Source organism: Photobacterium japonica, from assembly GCF_050337005.1.
GTDB lineage: Bacteria > Pseudomonadota > Gammaproteobacteria > Enterobacterales > Vibrionaceae > Photobacterium > Photobacterium japonica.
The window spans coordinates 96,040-108,305 of sequence record NZ_JAKJSN010000019.1; the positions used below are offsets into that span (position 1 = coordinate 96,040).

The 12,266-nt window shown below is 49.0% G+C and carries 13 protein-coding genes; 4 read left to right on the top strand and 9 right to left on the bottom strand.

Annotation, left to right across the window (positions count from 1 at the left end; genetic code table 11):
- Positions 1-6 precede the first annotated feature (6 nt).
- The 4 genes from L4C36_RS08855 to cobU all read right to left on the bottom strand — a co-directional run bounded on the left by L4C36_RS08855 (position 7) and on the right by cobU (position 3,301).
- Entirely contained in the window at positions 7-543 is a 537-nt protein-coding gene (locus L4C36_RS08855) for a GNAT family N-acetyltransferase (protein WP_428477439.1), read from the bottom strand.
- A gap of 107 nt (positions 544-650) precedes the next feature.
- Positions 651-2,129, bottom strand: coding sequence for a cobyric acid synthase (locus L4C36_RS08860; RefSeq protein ID WP_428477440.1), 1,479 nt, complete (start codon positions 2,127-2,129; stop codon positions 651-653).
- Positions 2,130-2,140: 11 nt separating this feature from the next.
- Positions 2,141-2,764 (bottom strand): histidine phosphatase family protein, encoded by a 624-nt coding sequence (locus L4C36_RS08865; RefSeq protein ID WP_428477441.1) that lies wholly within the window; start codon positions 2,762-2,764, stop codon positions 2,141-2,143.
- 9 nt (positions 2,765-2,773) lie between these two features.
- Positions 2,774-3,301, bottom strand: coding sequence for a bifunctional adenosylcobinamide kinase/adenosylcobinamide-phosphate guanylyltransferase (gene cobU / locus L4C36_RS08870; RefSeq protein ID WP_428477442.1), 528 nt, complete (start codon positions 3,299-3,301; stop codon positions 2,774-2,776).
- 226 nt (positions 3,302-3,527) lie between these two features.
- On the opposite strand from cobU, the gene L4C36_RS08875 reads away from it, so the two are divergent.
- Together L4C36_RS08875 and L4C36_RS08880 are read left to right on the top strand one after the other, a co-directional pair.
- The gene (locus tag L4C36_RS08875; RefSeq protein ID WP_428477453.1) at positions 3,528-3,950 is read left to right on the top strand and encodes a YgiW/YdeI family stress tolerance OB fold protein; all 423 of its coding nucleotides are present in this window, start codon (positions 3,528-3,530) and stop codon (positions 3,948-3,950) included.
- Between the two features lie 299 nt (positions 3,951-4,249).
- A complete protein-coding gene (locus L4C36_RS08880; RefSeq protein ID WP_428477443.1) occupies positions 4,250-5,056 on the top strand; it encodes an alpha/beta fold hydrolase in 807 nt (268 codons plus the stop codon).
- A 102-nt stretch (positions 5,057-5,158) separates the two neighbouring features.
- Here L4C36_RS08880 and L4C36_RS08885 read toward each other — a convergent pair whose 3' ends face one another.
- From L4C36_RS08885 to L4C36_RS08900, 4 genes are all read right to left on the bottom strand, one after another.
- Complete coding sequence (locus tag L4C36_RS08885; protein ID WP_428477454.1) at positions 5,159-5,941, bottom strand: alpha/beta fold hydrolase; 783 nt, start codon at positions 5,939-5,941, stop codon at positions 5,159-5,161.
- 105 nt (positions 5,942-6,046) lie between these two features.
- Positions 6,047-7,366: an MATE family efflux transporter gene (locus tag L4C36_RS08890; RefSeq protein ID WP_428477444.1), complete on the bottom strand. Its 1,320-nt coding sequence runs from the start codon at positions 7,364-7,366 to the stop codon at positions 6,047-6,049.
- Positions 7,367-7,460: 94 nt separating this feature from the next.
- Positions 7,461-8,039, bottom strand: a complete 579-nt coding sequence (locus tag L4C36_RS08895) for a nucleoside triphosphate pyrophosphohydrolase family protein (RefSeq protein WP_428477445.1) — start codon at positions 8,037-8,039, stop codon at positions 7,461-7,463.
- 172 nt (positions 8,040-8,211) lie between these two features.
- Positions 8,212-8,568 (bottom strand): YibL family ribosome-associated protein, encoded by a 357-nt coding sequence (locus L4C36_RS08900; protein WP_428477446.1) that lies wholly within the window; start codon positions 8,566-8,568, stop codon positions 8,212-8,214.
- A 512-nt stretch (positions 8,569-9,080) separates the two neighbouring features.
- Between L4C36_RS08900 and L4C36_RS08905 the strand changes: the two genes are divergently transcribed.
- The gene (locus tag L4C36_RS08905; RefSeq protein ID WP_428477455.1) at positions 9,081-9,797 is read left to right on the top strand and encodes a glycerophosphodiester phosphodiesterase family protein; all 717 of its coding nucleotides are present in this window, start codon (positions 9,081-9,083) and stop codon (positions 9,795-9,797) included.
- Positions 9,798-10,038: 241 nt separating this feature from the next.
- Complete coding sequence (locus tag L4C36_RS08910) at positions 10,039-11,334, top strand: DEAD/DEAH box helicase (RefSeq protein ID WP_428477447.1); 1,296 nt, start codon at positions 10,039-10,041, stop codon at positions 11,332-11,334.
- A gap of 140 nt (positions 11,335-11,474) precedes the next feature.
- On the opposite strand, the gene L4C36_RS08915 is transcribed toward L4C36_RS08910, so the two are convergent.
- Positions 11,475-12,266: PfkB family carbohydrate kinase (locus L4C36_RS08915; RefSeq protein ID WP_428477448.1), on the bottom strand; the 792-nt coding region annotated here is incomplete at its 5' end.

Consider the following 12,266-nt stretch of genomic DNA (forward strand, 5'->3'; position numbering starts at 1 on the left):
GAGCGATTATCGCTCCCGCTTGATTTGAAAGATACACAGCTTACGGTTGTGCTGCTCACGGTCACCAATGTGCTCCATGCCGATTTTTTTCATGACCTGTCGGGCAGACATGTTTCGGGTGGCCGTGAAACCGATAATGCTCAGGAACCCCCCTTCTCGAAAACCGTACTCCACAATCGCTCTGCCGATTTCCGTTGCGTACCCTTGGTGCCAATGTTCCTCGCAAATTGTCCATTCAATTTCAGCTGTCGCATCATCATCACCGTAAGGGTTTAACCCTACTCGGCCAATCAAAGTGTTGCACCCTGTCAAAATTAATGGACAGTTAAAATAACCGGCTTTCCACTTCCAACCACTTTTGTTGGAATGAAACCAATCCAGCACCGCGCGGGCTTTATCTTCCGTCCAAGGTGCTTCTTCGGTGTAAGTATGCACCGATTGATTGGACATAATCTTATGTAAGCTAGGTAAATCACCTTCATGCCATGGTCGGACATAAAGACGAGGCGTACGAATACTTGGCGAAATATCTAGATCCATCATCATCCCTCTTTCAGCGAAACCTTGCGCGATGCCTTATCGCGCAAGGTTCAGTGTATTCACGACCGTGTGATACGATGCCAAGATGAACGTATCAATTTACCCAATGCTTAGCGGGTGAATTTATCCGCCCATTCTGGCCACAGTTTGGCTAAGTCCATGTGTGCTTCCAGCACATCCGCGACTTGATCAATGCCACGCTCTCTTATCGCATCAAAGTCAGGCGTTTGTGTCGCAGCCAATCCTGCCCATTGCAAGATAGCATCACACGCCGCTTGCTGCTCAAAAATGCCATGCAGGTAGGTACCAAAGACTTGACCGTCTACCCCCAGTTGACCATCTGGACCATCTGGCAGTGACACGGGTGCATCAGCCAACACGCCTTCTGTGACACCGGCATGAATTTCATACCCACGTACGGCCACGGTTGGCTGCTCTGGCAATGTCAGTGACCCGTTCACTCGTTTAAGCTGCTTATGCGGCGCCAATACCGTCGACGTCTGCAAGTAGCCCAGACCAGCACTGGTACCCGGTTCACCTTCAATGCCATCTGGGTCAGCAATCGACTCACCCAGCATTTGATAACCACCACAAATGCCCATCACCTTGCCGCCTAAGCGCAAATGACGGGCGATTTGTTGGTCCCAACCTTGCTCTTTCAAGTAGGCAAGATCGCTGCGAACACTCTTAGTGCCTGGAATAATAATAAGATCAGATGGCGGAATTTGCTTACCTTTCCCGACAAATTCTAGGTTAACTTGCGGGTGCATACGCAACGGGTCGAAGTCCGTGTGGTTGCTGACACGGGTTAATACGGGCACGGAGACACGTAACTGTTCACCTTCTGCGTCCACTTGCTGCGCATCAATCGCGTCTTCGGCTTCTAACATCAAACCGTGAATATACGGCAATACGCCAAACACAGGTTTGCCGGTTTTTTCTTCCAGCCAGTCTAGGCCAGACTCCAGCAACTTGATGTCCCCACGAAAACGGTTAATCACAAACCCTTTCACGCGATCCTGCTCAGATTCCGACAACAAGGCCAATGTGCCATACAGGTGGGCGAATACCCCACCGCGATCGATATCGGCCACAATGATCACGGGCACATCGGCGTTTTCGGCAAACCCCATATTAGCCACATCATTTTCACGCAGGTTAATTTCGGCGGGGCTGCCTGCCCCTTCAATAAGCACGGTTTCAAATTCTTGCTGGAGCAAACCGAATGACTCCATAATGGGCGTCATTACCACTTTCTTATAGTTGTGATAACCCACCGCATCCATATCCGCCAAGGCTTTACCTTGCACAATCACTTGTGCGCCGACATCCGTATTCGGCTTCAGCAGCACCGGATTCATGTGTACGGTTGGCTCTACGCGGCATGCTTGCGCCTGCACCGCTTGCGCACGGCCAATTTCACCACCGTCTTGCGTCACGGCACTGTTTAAGGCCATGTTTTGCGATTTAAACGGGGCGACCTTGATGCCACGTCGGGCTAATACACGGCACAGTCCCGCCGTTAGCACACTTTTCCCTGCGTCCGAGGTGGTGCCCTGTACCATCAGAGCCTTAATTGTAGGTTGCATTCATCACTCGCTTAAAATTGTTGTTCTACAGGCCACTGAATTTGCGGCCAGTGGGTACCATCTTGATCGGTAAATACAGTGACGCGGTAACGGGCGGCATACGGCAGATCGATGCGCTGTAAATACGCGGCATTCTCCGGCATGTCTAATACAATCCGCATCAGCTGTTTCATCACACCGGCATGCGTCACCAGCAGCACCTTCTTTCCGTGATAGGCGCGCAGCAAATCTTGCCACGCCTTCTGAATACGCGCATCAAATGCGGGTAAGGTTTCACCGTTATGTGGTGTGTTAATCCAAGGGTTTTGCCAATATTGCGTCAATACGTCCCCTTGTGCTTGCCATAGCGCGTCATGTCGTTGGCCATCCCACTCACCGAAATCCATTTCCATCCATTCAGTCGCCGTGTGTTGAGGTAAGGCATAACGGGCGGCGTACTGCTCTGCAAACACACTGCAGCGCTGCAAGGGTGAGCTAACCACATGTTCGATGTCTTCAATATCCGCAACGGCACGGGCCATTTGGGTTAATCCCTGCGGGGTAATAGCAAAGTCGGTATGTCCACGTAAACAACCATGCCCTTCCGGCAAGCCATGACGAAGAATATCGATACGTGTTACCACTCCGTAATCCATACAGCCTCTTTATCGTTGATTGTCTTTCAATACTTGAGGAAGACCGGCAGTGACAAACGTCACACGATCAACCTGTCGGGCGATATCTTGATGCAACCATCCACTTTCATCGACAAACAGGCGTGACATTTCGCCCATTGGTACAATGCCTTGGCCCACTTCATTACTGACAAGCACCACGCGACCTTGTACGTGCTGAAGAGCGGCTAGCAGTGCGGATTTTTCCGCGGGCCAATCCGCATTCACATCACGATCAAACAAACAGTTGGTAAGCCACAAGGTTAAACAATCCACCAATAGGCAATGGTCCGGATGATCATGCGCACAAATGGCTTCCGCCAAGGCTATCGGTGTTTCCACCAACTGCCAATCAGCAGGACGATCTTGCTGATGACGCACAATACGCGATGCCATTTCGTCATCACCCGCTGTGGCCGTGGCAATATAAATGACGCGTTTGCCCGATTGGATCGCTTGTTGCTCGGCAAAACGGCTTTTTCCCGAACGGGCACCGCCCAGAATGAGTTCTGTATTCACTATCAATCCTGCACTTGAAAGGGCTTAGGGTTATTCCCTTTCATTCTAAAAAACTTTTCACTAACAACAACTGATTTATAACGATATTGATTGATTACGCAATGAATCACCCACACCGACCCCGCATTCACGGTGTAAACATGAACGCCAGCTGAATAACGCACTCAGAATAAATTCAGGTGAGACAGTGTTTAATAGCAATATCAAAACAAGGAGAGACACCATGATTAAGAAACTCGTTATCGCTATTGCCACTGCTGCTGTCCTGATCCCAACCGCGAGCTTTGCGGGTGAACGCCACAATGACAACGACAATGGCCGTACGGGCATTCAATACACAGGACCGGTTGAAACCGTGACTGTCGCACAACTGTTAGAAGACACGAGCATGTTTACCGAGAAGCAAGCCATTGTGGAAGGCCATCTGGTCAAACAACTCAATCACGATACCTTCATTTTCAGCGACGGCACTAAAGAGATTCAAGTTGAACTCGACGATGACATTCAGTGGCCAACGGCATCTGTGACACCGGCTGCAACAGGCACGGCAGCAGCCAACATCGATGCCACCACCAAGGTGCGCTTATTCGGTGAATATGAAGGCGGCAACACACCAGAGATCGAAGTCGACCGTATTCAAGTGCTATAAGATGGCGTGACATCATCAGCATAATCACGGCATACCTATATCATCAATAGCCAGTCTGGCGAAAAGTTGTACACCAACAACGCAGACAGACTGGCTAGCTCCCTGTCTTTCTTTCTCATTTCAACATCAATGTTAGATTTTCATCACACTCTGACAATCAATCCGACAAGTAATACCATCTTTCCTCACGGTTATCTGATATCAATAGCATTCGCCATTAACACGCACTCATACACCTGCACTGAGTATGTGTTTTCGTCATGCTACACTTCGTCTAGCGATTCCTATTGAGTACCTTCATGTCTGATGCATTGCTGTACCACAAAACGTTTCCACACCCAACCAGTCAAGAATGGGTGGTTTTCGTCCACGGTGCGGGTGGAAGTTCGTCCATTTGGTTTAAACAAATCAAAGCCTATAAGCAGCACTTCAATTTATTACTGTTAGATCTGCGAGGCCATGGCCGTTCCAATAACATGTTTCAGGACATGATCAAAAATCCCTACACGTTTAAAACAGTCACCACCGATATTGTGCAGGTGTTGAACCACTTGAAAATCCAGTCAGCCCACTTTGTCGGCATTTCTCTGGGAACCATCATTATTCGTAGTCTTGCCGAGTTGGCACCAGAGCGCGTCAAAACCATGGTGCTGGGCGGAGCGGTGACACGCTTGGATGCGCGCTCTCAACTCTTGGTGAAAGCGGGTAACTTGTGTAAGCACTTCTTGCCGTATATGTGGTTATATGGCCTGTTTGCCTACATTGTGATGCCACAAAAAACACAAAAAGAATCACGGTTGATGTTCATCAATGACGCCAAAAAGCTCTGCCAGAAAGAGTTTAAGCGGTGGTTTAAATTGGCCGCAGACGTGAACCCGATCATGAAGTACTTCAAGGAAAAAGAACTGCCGATCCCTACTCTCTATTTAATGGGGGGCAATGATTATATGTTCATCAAACCCGTCAAAGAGATGGTCAAAAAACATAAGAATAGCTTTTTGACCGAGTTTGAAAACTGTGGGCATGTGTGCAATGTTGAAAGACCGGATGAATTCAATCAGCACTCCATCGCGTTTATTCAACGCCATCAAACCTTAGCGGCGTAAACGTCACCGCTTAGCGACACCCGATTAGCAATACCCTCTAGACAAACAAAAGGCAGCCCAATGGCTGCCTTTCTTCATTCCTATTCAACACAGAGCAACGCATTAAGCCAGCAAGTGCTTATTCAAAAACGCCGACAAATGGGCGTTGACGATCTCTGGTTGCTCAAGGTTGATCATGTGACCCGCACCCGGCAATACCAATAATTCACTGCCCGTAATACCGTCATGCATGAGATAAGATTCCAATACCGGACGCATTTTGTCTTCCGCGCCCACCATAATCAACGTTGGCAAGGCAAAGGCTTCTGCGTCTTCAAACATATCACGACGGCCGTACACCATGCGTCCCATGCCTGCAACAGCACACGCCTGCGCGGGATCCAATCCCAACAAACGGGCTTTAAAATCCGCTAACCACTCGCTGTCCGCTGACTGCGTAGACGCATGCAGCGGTGCGATGAAATCAACCACTTCTGGCGTAAAGGCTTTCTCTCGCTCAACGGTTTCAATCATGTTGAAGTACTTTGCGTGCGCAACTTGCGGCTCGTAGGCCACAAAGGTGTCCATTAACACGAGTGCCTTCACGCGTGATGGCGCTTGGATCGTGATTTCGGTTGCCCACATGCCCCCTGATGACAAGCCCACCAGTGAGAATGTCTCAATGGATAGCGAATCAAGCAGCGCCAGCACATCGTTCGCGTAATCTGCGAGGTTACGCGTAGCTGACGGCGCAATCGCCGACTGACCGTGTCCCCAGCAATCAGGCACGATACAACGGTATGACTGACTTAACATGGCAACTTGTGCCGCCCACATCGTGTGATCCCACAAATAGCTGTGACCAAACACCAGAACGGGGCCTTCCCCGATATCTTGATAATGCATTGTGTGTGATGCCACACTGAATGTATTCACGCGCAACGTTTCCTTTTTTTTACCAACACTCACCCTTGTTGGGTGCGTTGAGTGTATCAATAAATCAAGCCATTATCATGACTTAGCATACCGTTGCTCGACAGTTCGCACGCCCTGCTGATACAACACCCATGCCACAATACCGGCAAACGTATTACCCACAAGCATTCCCATGAACAAGCCTTGAATGCCCGCCCACTGCGCGCCCAACCAAATGGCCGGTAAAAAGCAAACAAACAGGCGCAGCGCAGAAATCAACAACGCACGCATAGGCAAGGTAATGGCATTACAAATCGACACCATGAGCATGCACACGCCCAAGGGGCCTAAGCTGATCGGCACCCACAATAAATGGATGGATAATATATCTGCCACTTTCGCTTCACTGGTCAACAGTTGGGTTAAGACTGGCGAGAGCAAGAACAACAGCACGGCTATCGCACATTGCCATACCAACACAAATTTCACCGCAATGCGGATCAACGCTTTGACCGTATCAATCTCTCCCCGCCCTAGCAGACGCCCAACCATCGGTGGCATCGACATCGTCAACGCCAGCACCACTACAATAGAGAAAAATTCTAATCGCGAACCCAGCGCCCAGGCCGCCACCGTTGCCGCACCAAAACTAGCCAGCAATTTGGTCGCGAGCATGGAAGATAATGGCGGCAACAACTGACTTAACATGGCAGGCGCCATGATATTCGCCAACTCTTTCATTGAAGCGACAATATTTAGATCGTGCCAATCAAAGCTCATCCAGTGACGTTGTAACACCTTCGGGTAAACCACCAGCATCCCAATGCCAAAGGCAATAATCGTTGCCCATGCCGCCCCGTTTAACCCCATGTCGAACGTGAAAATCAACAACGGATCAAGGATCATATTCAGCACACTGGTCACCACCATCATGATCCCGGGTAACATGGTGTTACCGTTCGCCCGGCATAAACTGTACGCAAAATACAGCATCGCCCCCGCCCATGAACTGGCTAGCCACACCGGCCAGTAACTGTCGATCACAGGGTAGACCGTGTCTGGCGCACTGAGCAGCAGCAAAATACCGTCTCGACACAGCCAAATGACACCAGCGAGCAACAGCACACTGATCGCCCCCGTGAGGACCACGAGCCCACCCAATTGTTTGGCACGGCGTTCATCCCCCGCACCGAGCACACGGGAGATCAGCGAGGTGGTGGCAATACCCAGACCCACCTGTAAACCAATCACCACCATCTGCATGGGCAGTGTGAAACCTTGCGCGGCCAACGGCAGAATACCCAATTGACCAATGAACGCACTGTCCACTAACTGGAAGCTCATTAACGATAAGACACCGAATAACATCGGCCAGGTCATATCAAACAGCTGACGGGCTAAAGATTGAGAAACCATAATTGATCACATCTTGATAGATTTGTGGATTGATGAATTGGGGCTATAAAAAAGCCCGATTCATCATCGGGCTCTTCATTGACGCGAGGTGGCTTTATGCCGTCACGATTTTGACTAAATCGGCTGGGCGGTAATAGATAGACTTCAATACCTTACCCTGGCGCACCAATTTGCCGCCAAGGTCGACATCTTTGCCACACTTAGCAATGATGTACTGGCCTTTCTGACTACCGACAATTTCAACACCTTGCGTGGCATAATGCGCTTGCGTTTCCGCAAACTCTTGCTCATTACGGCACACTTTACTCATGTTGCTTGAATGCACTTCGTCCCAACAGGTCACGAAGTCAAAACCCAGACGCTTGGCAATTTGCAGCAACAGATCAATGAGGTAGCTGATCCCAATATTGGCTTCAACGGTTGCATCACCAAGATGTACAAGACGCCCCATTAATACATACACGGAATCGACAATCGCATCGGCTTGTTCAACCAACGAATCAGCTTCGGCCAATTCGGTTAATTCTTCCACCGCCAATGAGGTGTGCAGAGCGTCCGCCTGATCATTCAACGTTGCAGGTGATTCACTATCCAAATCGAAAGTATCGCGAAATTCACGAATATCACGGTATAGGTGATCGAATAACGCTTGATCCAATACAGCCAGCTTCATGCAAATGTCCTTTGTCATCATCATGTCTGAGACGGGTGAAATGATACCCATCAGATTTTATAAAATACCACTTCATGCGCAGATGAAATATCGTGCGCTGATCGCTTATTTTAACGCCAGCCTACCCCGTCCCTAAATCAAACGCGCACCGAGTAGGCTGAAAAAAGCGAAATTAGAACGCTTGAGGCGCGAAACCCGTCACTTCTTTGATGCCCATTTCACGGCCAAGTGCTGTCATTGGGTGTACAACGACCAAGCCTTTCACAGACTTTTTCAGCTTACCCATGTCGGCTTGTTCCGCTTTGGTCAGAGCGCGTTTAAACGCCATTGACTTCACATCACCGCTTTCTTTATACACTTGGCGTTGCTTTTGGCTTTTCACGCTATTGATTTTTTTTGTAATCGCTTCAATCTCTTGCGTTGCTTGGCCGGCGATCGCCCTATCGCCACGCTCTTTTGCTCCAGCGAGCTTACGACGAAGCTTATCCAAACGGTTATTCAGTTGCTGAAGCTCTTGCTTTAAATTCATGTAGTTACCTTAATTTTCTACGACAACGCCTTAAGATACCTATCTTAAGAAATATTGTTGAACAGGAGATTATATATCAACTCCTCAACTTTGGGTCAGATTTTATTATTTTCAATTTTATCAGTAACAATTAATGCGAGGAGAACGACGATATGCAATCAGAGGCACTTACGTCAATTTGATAATGTGACTTCTATCAACAAACACGTCAGAAAGTCATTTATACTCCGTCAAATAAATGACGAACAAAGGACTAACTCGTTATGTGTCAACAATGTGGAAAATCTGCCTTCTCTCGTGTTAAACGCCGTTTTATCGAAAAACACATTACCTACAAGCAGAGTCAAAAATTCCGTTGTCATACTTGTCGGAGTATTTATTTCGTTGCGATTGGCGATCCCGTTGCGCCTTTCCTGACCTCGTAAAGAGAAGGCCGGTACACATAGCATGCAATAACAAGATCCATTATGATAATCACCGTTTGATTTCTTCAAGGCGTTAACATCATTATGATTATTGCAGGACACCGCGGTGCGGCAGCTTTAGCCCCTGAGAATACCCTCTCAGGGTTTAACGTTGCCGCTCAAACTGACGCAACAGGCATTGAAATAGACACCCAGCTCAGTGCTGATGGTATTCCTGTTGTTTTTCACGATAAAACCGTCAGACGCTGCACAAACGGTAAAGGCARCGTATCCTCCCATACCTTCGCCGAACTACAACGCTTGGATGCCGGCTCGTGGTTTGCCCCTCGATTTGCAACTGAAACCATTCCAAGTTTAGAGCAAGCGATGCACCATTGTTTAGTGTTAGATCTCACACTGAACGTGGAGCTTAAAATCCACCATGTCGACGAAGCGATTCCGCTGGTTGACGCTGTGGCTGCCCTCATCCGTCACATCGACTTTCCTGCCGATAAACTCATTCTCTCCAGCTTTGAAATAGCCGCGATTCAACACTGCCAACACGTTTTACCGCATATTCGACGAGGCTATATTTGTGAAACATGGCCTGCAGAGCAATTAAGCCACTTAGCACCGTTATCTTTATTCAGTGTGCACATGGATCACCACATCCTCACGCCGGCGATTGCGGCAAGCATTAAACAGGCAGGGCTGCAATTGCAAATCTGGACCATGAACGATCCCACCCAAGCCCAACGTTTTTCCGATATGGGGGTTGATGTGATTATCACAGACTGCCCGGATCAGTTTTCAACGCGTACGTAATCACCCACGTCAATGCGATGATCATAAAGGCAGAATGCGCCGACCGCAGGCTAATTCTGCTTTTATATTCATGTTATTCATGACCTCACCGAGAATTCTGCCCTTTTTTACTTGCAATTTGGCGCTAACTGAGCAAATTCCCCGCATTTCACTGAAAATAGTCCCCACAGCCATCTATTATTCATCTATAATCACCGACCATAATTTTGTCAGGCTAAGCCGTCTGCTTTAGGAAATAAGAATGTCATTTGCATCACAAAACTTTTCTCAGGACATTGTCCGCGCCCTTACTGAGTGCGGCTACGAGAAATTAACGCCAATCCAACAGCAAGCGATCCCGCTCGCTCGTCGAGGAAACGATATTCTTGCCAACGCACAAACAGGCACTGGCAAAACTGCAGCGTTTTCTCTTCCCATTATTCAGAAAATTCTGGATATGCCTAAGCCACGTAGTCGCTTTAATGTGCGTGCATTGATCCTTGCACCGACACGTGAACTGGCCGCCCAGATTGCAAAGAACATCGAAGACTACACCAAGTACACCGACATCAAAGTGGCTGCGATTTACGGCGGTACTAAAATGTCATCGCAAGAGCGTGTACTGGAGCAAGGTCTTGATATTCTTGTTGCGACACCAGGCCGCTTGATGGAGCACATGGATCTGAAAAAGGTCCTATTGGCAAACCTTGAATTCCTTGTCTTCGATGAAGCTGACCGTATGCTGGACATGGGCTTTGTGTCTTCCATCCGCACCATCATGTCTGAAATCCGTAATCACCCTCAGACCATGATGTTCTCTGCGACATCGTCAAGCCAAATGAACGTATTGGCTGGCGACCTGCTGCGCAAACCTCAGCGTATTTCTGTGAGCCCAGAAAATGCCACGGCCGATACTATCGCCCACGTGGTATACCCTGTCGAAGAAGATCGTAAGCGTGAGCTGTTGTCTGAACTGATCGGCAAGAAAAACTGGCAACAAGTGTTGGTTTTCGTTAACTACAAAGAAACCGCGAATGAGCTTGTAAAAGAGCTTAAAATGGACGGTATCAAAGCGGTTCTTTGCCACGGTGATAAAGCACAAAGTGCGCGCCGCCGTGCATTGGATGAGTTTAAAGAAGGTAAAGCACGCGTCATGGTAGCGACAGAAGTTGCTGCTCGTGGTTTGGACATTCAAGGTCTGCCACATGTTGTGAACTACGACATGCCATTCTTGGCAGAAGACTATGTACACCGTATTGGTCGTACAGGTCGTGCCGGTCAGAAGGGCCACGCCGTCTCTTTCGTGAGCCGCGAAGAAGAATTGACCCTTGTGCAGGTAGAAACGTTGATCAAACAGCGTATCCGCCGTGTTGAGCTAGAAGGCTACGAGCCAAAGAGCCGTGATGCACTGCTTGACAAAATGCACACCAAACCGGCTTTCCGTGACCGTCGTGGCCGTACTAACAACCCGACCGAACAACAGTCTGATGCAGAGCGTCGTGCGCGTTTGCGTCGTGCTGTGCTGAACAAATCAAAAGTCAGCAAGCTGGGTAAATAATTCCCCGCGATGTAAACGCTGAAAGACAAAGCAATAAAAAGGGTTAGCCACTGGCTAACCCTTTTTTCATTCTGTTGCTTACGCATGACTGCCTATAAACACTTAACGCTATGGCGTAATACTCTCAATGAATAAATAGATTAACGCTGTTCGATATATTGCTTAAACGCCTTGCCCGGAATGGAACTGGATGTTTCGACCGCAAACGCCGCCCATTTCGCCCCCGTTTCCATCGCCAACTGAATCGAGTACCCCGCGAGTAGCGCGTGGATCACGCCAGCCGCAAAGGCATCTCCTGCCCCCGTCGTATCGACAACCTCTGCGGGCACCGCTGACACCGTTTCAACCCCGTGTGAAGAATAGGCCATCGCCCCTTTTTCACCCTCTGTTACGATGAAATAGCGTAAACGTTCACCACCGACTGATTGACCATATGCCCATATCGCTTCACTGCTGACATCTACCGCCGTACTGACCTCTATTGCCGAACGAGGATCGTGCGGGTGACAAGGTTGTTGATGACACTGACGATGTGCCGCCAAATCAGACGCAGAGGTGATCAACACATGGCAAGGGCGCCGTTCATCACCTTTAGGTAACTGAGCAACCACCAAAACATCATTGGCTACGCACGTCACAGCCGCTTTGGCCCAAGCCTCAACCCCCTCCGCAGAGGTATTTACATACATGGCATCCCAACGGGATAAATCCGGCGCCGCATTCAACACAAAGCGGGGGCGTGCAGGACGAATAATGGTGCGTTCGCCATCAGGCGTCATCAGTAGCATCAACTCCGGCGTGGCAATATCATTACGGTGTAACAAAGCACAATTCAGCCCTTGCAGGCTTGCTTCGGCCAATAACCAATCAGCCGTGTCATCGCGGCCAATTTGACTGACCAAAGCGACATGGTGACCCGCCCACACTAAGCC